The sequence below is a fragment of the uncultured Mediterranea sp. genome (genome assembly GCF_902493215.1).
Taxonomy (GTDB): Bacteria; Bacteroidota; Bacteroidia; order Bacteroidales; family Bacteroidaceae; genus Bacteroides.
The window spans coordinates 74823-81275 of record NZ_CABUOL010000017.1 but is presented as its reverse complement, the minus strand read 5'-3'; the positions used below and the strand labels follow the sequence as shown (position 1 = coordinate 81275).

The window sequence follows — 6453 nt, the reverse complement described above, 5'->3', positions numbered from 1 at the left end:
CTATGGTGCAAATTGCCGCCATAAAATTATTTTTGAATAAATTTTAAACAGCTTCTTACTTTTTTAATATTTTTGCGACTATTCTAGATATAGATGGTGTAGAATTTGACTATTAAATTTGTATGATGAGCATGGAAATACGTTATGGAAAGAGTGATAGCTTAAGACTGTTTTGTTGTTTGTGGTATTTTTTACTTATCTCAAATTATGGTTCCTATTTTAAACATTTAGGAATATCGGATGGCTTACTTCATTTGTCTATAAGGGCTCTTTATCAAGATCAGCTAGAAAGGATATGTATTGGTACTCAAGAAGGAGTCTCTATTTTTGATGGGACAAATGTATTTGGATATAAATCAATTTGGGAAGGTAGTGTAAATTGTGCTGGCAACACTGAACGGAAACTTCTTTTGGGTCGTTTGGTCTCTTGTATTACTGGAGATAAATGTGGGAATATATATTTATTGGTTGATGATAATCTAGTGAAATATGATTTAAGGCGAGAGAAGTTCAGTTTGTTTGGTAAAGGTGGATTTCATTTTGTTGATTCGTACCAAGGTGATATTTGGGCGATAAGAAATGATTCCATTGTTCAATATGGAACTTCTGATGTTTTTTTATTTTCATTGGATGCTGATTTGAATGGTTACCGACAGCTGTTGATAGATGGAGTTTTTGGGAGGATTGATATATCTGGGGGCTTATATAAAATGAATAAGCGAGTGAAAAAGGAAGTTGTTTTGCAAAATGTGGACATCAGAACTTTATTTAAGGAAAGAGATGGATGAATATGGGGGGCAACCTTGGAGGGTGGCTGTTTTCTTATAACTTCTCAAAATAGAGATGCTGAAAGATAAAATGGATGTATTGTATGCAGCCTCTTTACTTATTGAGATTGCTAATGTGTGGTGTGCTGCATGGTGGTTAAGACTGTTTTTATGGCATTGTTGTTAGGTGGAGGATTTTGGATTTATCGTGTGCAGGAGGTTAAAAGACGTTTTGTGTTATCATTGGAGAAGGAGTAGTTGGAAAAGGTACATATAGAGGGAATGAATCAAATAAAGTTTTGTTTTTACAAATATTAGCACAATTCAAAATGTCTTTAATATTGATTTTTACTCAAATGGAGATTATACAACAGAATTCTAAAATAACAACATCTGTTCGTTTACAACTTTCCAAAGTATCCAGATATGTCAGGCAATTGAATGATTTGAAAACTGAATTGTTGAACTTTAGAGAAATTGAACAACGAAAAAATAAAATGAGACTTTCAAGGCATAATTTGACTTTCTTTTTAAAAGAAATGTTTGATGATTTTTCAGAGTATGCTAAGCGGCATCGTATAGACTATCGTTTTATTGATAATTTGTCAGAATGTAATGATGTGTGGTTTGATGTAAGGCAAATGCAAAAGGTTCTATCAAATTTGTTGTCTAATGCATTTAAATTTACTCCAGATGGTGGAATGATAATATTGAGAGTTGAAAAAATAATAAAAAATGTTAAGATATGCGTGGAGGATACAGGAACCAGAATTTTGAATGAAGATTTACCTTATGTATTTAACCGTTTTTATCAATCGGAAGATATTACTTCTTCTGTTGATACGAGAGGTGCTGGTACAGGAATTGGATTAGCGCTAGCTAAAAACATTGTAGAACAACACCATGGAAATATTAATGTTGTTTCAGAAATAGGAAAAGGTACTAGCTTTACGGTAGAGCTTCCTATAGATAAATCTGTCTACAAAGGGGATACAGAAGTGGTATGGGACGAAACTGCAATTCATCTTGAACAGTTGGAGTGGAATTCTGATGATATAATAGTTGAGGATACTTCTTGGTTATTGCCTGAGAATGGAGGAGATGTGAAAAAAATATTGATAGTTGAAGATGATGTGGAACTTGTGCAAATGTTGTATAAGTTATTTACTCCATTATATGAAGTTGTGTTGGCTTCTAATGGATTGGAAGGCCTGGAGAGGGTACGTGACGAAGTTCCAGATTTGGTGTTGAGTGATGTGATGATGCCTAAAATGTCAGGATTTGAAATGTGTCGTCAGATAAAATCCAATTTGGATTGGTGTCATATACCTGTTATTCTATTGACTGCACTTGACTCTCTTGAAAGTAATATAGAGGGATTAAGGATGGGAGCAGACGATTATGTTACTAAACCCTTTGATGTTGAGTTGTTGCTTATGCGTTGTAATAATATGATTCGGAATCGACAGCTGGTGAAGGAAAAATATACTAAACAAATGGATACTGAGATAGTTATGCTGACCACCAATACTTTGGATAAGAAATTTTTAGAGGATATTGTGCGTGTCATTGATGTAAATTTGGATAATGTGGATTTTGATATTCCTTTTTTATGTCAGGAAGTGGGTATGAGCCGTACTGCTTTTCAGCGTAGGTTCAAGGCTTTGACTAATCTGACTCCTAATGATTTTGTAATACAGTATAAACTGAAAAAAGCGGCAGACTTGTTAGTGCATGAACAAATTATGCAGATTGGGGAGATTGCAGATAAATTAGGATTTGGTTCTGCTAAATATTTTTCGCGTTTGTTCAAGAAACAGTTTGGCATTTCTCCATTAGGGTATCGAAAGTCTTCATTATTATTTAATGCTGGTTTTGGCTCAGAACTGAAGAAATGAGATTTACTGAGTGGGTTGTTCTATAAAATGATTCAGTTTTGTTATCCGAAATAAAAGGATTACCTTTGCCAGAGATATACTATAGACCTTTTTCATGAAACATTGGATACAAAATTACGCCGGTCATTATCGGGCTTTGGTACGATTGGGCTTACCGATTGTTGTCGGACAACTGGGGGTTATTGTATTGGGATTTGCAGATACATTGATGATCGGGCATCATAGTACGGAGGAACTGGGAGCTGCGTCATTCGTAAATAATCTTTTTAATTTATGTATAATCTTCAGTACTGGTTTCAGCTATGGGCTTACTCCGGTGGTTGGAGCTTTGTATGGGAAAAAACGTTTTCCTGAAGCTGGTCAGGCCTTGTTGTGCAGTTTGGCCGCTAATGCATTGGTTTCTATTGTGCTCATGTTAGCTATGGGTATACTTTATTTTAATATAGGTCGTTTGGGGCAGCCGGCTGAATTGTTGCCACTCATCCGTCCTTACTATCTGGTACTTCTTGCTTCTTTACTTTTTGTACTGCTATTCAACGGTTTCAAGCAGTTTACAGATGGCATAACCGATACACAGACGGCTATGTGGTTATTGCTGGGTGGAAATGCATTGAATATTGCAGGCAACTATGTATTGATAAACGGTAAGTTGGGATTGCCTGAATTGGGATTATTGGGGGCTGGCTTGAGTACTTTGTTGTCCCGTATTGTGATGGTTGTAGCTTTTGCATTGATTGTGTGGCGCAGCCGTCGTTTTGCCCGTTATAGAGTAGGTATATGGAGGTTGGGATGGTCTTCACAGGTGTTCCGCCGGCTCAATGCTTTGGGATGGCCTGTCGGACTTCAGATGGGGATGGAAACGGCTTCGTTCAGTCTTAGTATAGTGATGGTCGGTTGGCTGGGGACTTTGGCATTGGCTTCCCATCAGATAATGCTTACCATTTCGCAGTTTACATTTATGATGTTTTATGGAATGGGAGCGGCGGTTGCAGTACGTGTAAGTAACTTTCATGGACAAGGTGACGTGCGGAATGTACGTCGTGTGGCTTATGCGGGTTTCCACTTGATTCTGTTTATGGGAATCATTTTGCTCAGCATTGTTTTTGCCTGCCGTAGTCATGTGGGAGGGTGGTTCACGGATAACGCGGAAGTGGCTGCTATGGTTTCCGCATTGTTTTTCCCTTTCCTTATCTATCAGTTTGGCGATGGCTTGCAAATAAATTTTGCCAATGCATTGCGGGGCATTACGGATGTTAAACCGATGATGCTGATTGCGTTTATAGCCTATTTTGTTATATCTTTGCCTGTGGGATATCTTTGCGGCTTTGTGCTTGACTGGGGATTGACGGGAGTATGGATGGCTTTCCCTTTCGGACTGACCAGTGCCGGGTTGATGTTGTGGGGACGTTTCCGTTTTAAAACAAAATAATTTATGCGGAACAAAACGAACGTATCGCGTGTGAAAATCAGTTTGGGTTATGCTTTGATGCTGGCAGTATTGTTGTTCTCCTTGTTTTTTGTAAACAGGGAAATGGGGAATCTGACCCTTTCGACAGATCGTAACATGCAGTGGGAAGATAGTCTGATGACTCTGCTTCGGGAAAAGGATGATAATACCATTCGCCTTCTGCGTATGTTGAGTGCGGCCAGTGACAGTTTGATTTCGACCAATGATATCGAACAGGTAATTGCCCGTCATGATACCATTATTATTCGTCAACGTGTCCAGCAGCATGTAGTGAAACGTCGTGATACCATTCGTACGCCTAAAAAGGAGAAAAAAGGTTTTTTCCGAAGGTTAGGCGAAGCTTTTGTCCCGCCTAAAGAAGATACGACAGTACAGATACGTACGACGACCGAGGTGGCAATGGATACGGTGTATGATACTTACAATCCGGTAGATTCTCTTCAAGAACGCTTGCGGGAGGTAACTCAGAAAAGGCAGGAACGGCAGGTGAATGTGCAACGCCGTCAGCGTTATTTACGACATTTGGACAAAATGCTCAATGCCCGTATTGACAGTCTTCTGAAAGGATATGAACAGGATATGCTGTTGCGAGCCCGTGAAGTGGACGAACGGCAGGAACAGGTACGTCAGCGTTCAGCCCGGATTATTGGTGGCATAGCAGTGGGCGCTGTATTGCTTTCAGCTTTCTTTTTGGTGCTGATAGGACGTGATGTGACTCGCAGTAACCGTTATCGTCGTGAACTGGAAGAAGCCAGGCGTAGGGCTGAGGATTTGCTGGCCACACGTGAAAAACTGATGTTGGCCATTACACACGATTTCAAAGCTCCATTGGGTTCTATTATGGGATATGCCGATTTGCTGTCGCGTTTGACAGTTGACGAGCGGCAACGTTTCTATTTGGACAATATGAAGACTTCATCGGAGCACTTATTAAAACTTGTGACTGATTTGCTTGATTTTCATCGGCTGGATTTGCACAAGGCGGAAGTTAATCGGGTTAGCTTTCATCCGTCTCGTCTGATGGACGAAATACGGGTGAGCTTTGAACCGCTAACGGCTGCCAAAGGGTTAGCCTTATATTGTGAGATAGCTCCAGAGTTGGAGGGTACTTATATCTGTGATCCGTTGCGTTTACGGCAAATAATCAATAATTTGCTATCAAATGCCGTGAAGTTTACCGACCGGGGAAGTATTACTCTGACTGCCCGTTATGCAGAACGTATGTTGGTTGTGTCAGTTGCCGATACAGGTAAAGGTATGGAACCTTCTGACCGTGAACGAATCTTTCAGGAATTTACACGTCTGCCGGGTGCACAGGGAAAAGAAGGGTTCGGCCTGGGGCTTTCTATTGTACGCATGCTGGTTCAGTTGCTTGAGGGAACGATAGAAGTGGATAGCGTGCCAGGTAAAGGGAGTACTTTTACGGTAAGGATTCCCATTTTTCCTATACGCGTTGACAAAACGGAAGACCCGATGAATTTGACAGAAAATCCTGTTGCAGAATCGGTTACTCCTCCTCCTTTGAGTAGGGTATTGCTTATCGACGACGACCGTATTCAGTTGACCTTGACTGCTGCCATGTTGAAACAGGGAGGGGTAGAATCGGTATGTTGCCAGCAACCGGATGAATTACTCGATGCACTACGTAATGATACTTTTGATGTGCTTTTGACAGATGTACAAATGCCTGCTATCAGCGGATTTGATTTACTGAACCTGCTTCGGGCGTCTAATATACCTCAGGCACGTACGATTCCCATAATCGCTGTCACGGCTCGGAGTGATATGCAACGTGATGATTTTGTGGAACACGGTTTTTCGGGTTGTTTGCACAAACCTTTTACGGTGGCCGAACTGCTGGCTGAGCTGTCGCAAAACTCTTTGGTGGAAACAGTTGTACAGGTTTCATCGGCCTCTTCGGCTGAAGGGTATAATTTTGCTGCACTGACGGCCTTTTCGGCGGATGATGCCGATGCTTCCCGTTCCATTTTGGAAAGTTTTGTGTCTGAAACACGCCGTAATATGGAACGCTTGGGGCAGGCGGCTGATAATGAAAATGTGGCGGAGGTGTCAGCCATAGCTCATAAGATGATTCCTTTGTTCATTATGCTTGAAGCTTCTGATATCGTTGGATTGTTGAGAAGGCTTGAAGCTTCCTCGGGGACATCTTTCTCTGAAAAACTCCGTATAGAAGTTCAGCAGATATTGACGCAGATTGAAAAATTGCTGGAATGTGTTCCTCTTTGAGGAAATGCAGTGCTTATTTGTGGGAAAAGACTAACTTTTTTCGTTGGAATTTGTTTACTTTGTACTCAAATAA

General features: G+C 40.5%; 4 protein-coding genes. All 4 read left to right on the top strand.

Going from position 1 to position 6453, the window contains the following annotated elements:
- Positions 1–131: 131 nt before the first annotated feature.
- The 4 genes from RDO88_RS10580 (at position 132) to RDO88_RS10565 (ending at position 6380) form a co-directional block, all read left to right on the top strand.
- Positions 132–788, top strand: coding sequence for a hypothetical protein (locus RDO88_RS10580; RefSeq protein ID WP_307759336.1), 657 nt, complete (start codon positions 132–134; stop codon positions 786–788).
- 335 nt (positions 789–1123) lie between these two features.
- Positions 1124–2665, top strand: coding sequence for an ATP-binding protein (locus tag RDO88_RS10575; protein WP_307759335.1), 1542 nt, complete (start codon positions 1124–1126; stop codon positions 2663–2665).
- Between the two features lie 94 nt (positions 2666–2759).
- The gene (locus RDO88_RS10570) at positions 2760–4094 is read left to right on the top strand and encodes an MATE family efflux transporter (RefSeq protein ID WP_307759334.1); all 1335 of its coding nucleotides are present in this window, start codon (positions 2760–2762) and stop codon (positions 4092–4094) included.
- 3 nt (positions 4095–4097) lie between these two features.
- Positions 4098–6380: an ATP-binding protein gene (locus RDO88_RS10565; RefSeq protein WP_307759333.1), complete on the top strand. Its 2283-nt coding sequence runs from the start codon at positions 4098–4100 to the stop codon at positions 6378–6380.
- Positions 6381–6453 lie beyond the last annotated feature (73 nt).

Coding starts and splice junctions, on each gene's coding strand:
- RDO88_RS10580 (WP_307759336.1), top strand. CDS start 132: ATGGAAATACGTTATGGAAAGAGTGATAGCTTAAGACTGTTTTGTTGT.
- RDO88_RS10575 (WP_307759335.1), top strand. CDS start 1,124: ATGGAGATTATACAACAGAATTCTAAAATAACAACATCTGTTCGTTTA.
- RDO88_RS10570 (WP_307759334.1), top strand. CDS start 2,760: ATGAAACATTGGATACAAAATTACGCCGGTCATTATCGGGCTTTGGTA.
- RDO88_RS10565 (WP_307759333.1), top strand. CDS start 4,098: ATGCGGAACAAAACGAACGTATCGCGTGTGAAAATCAGTTTGGGTTAT.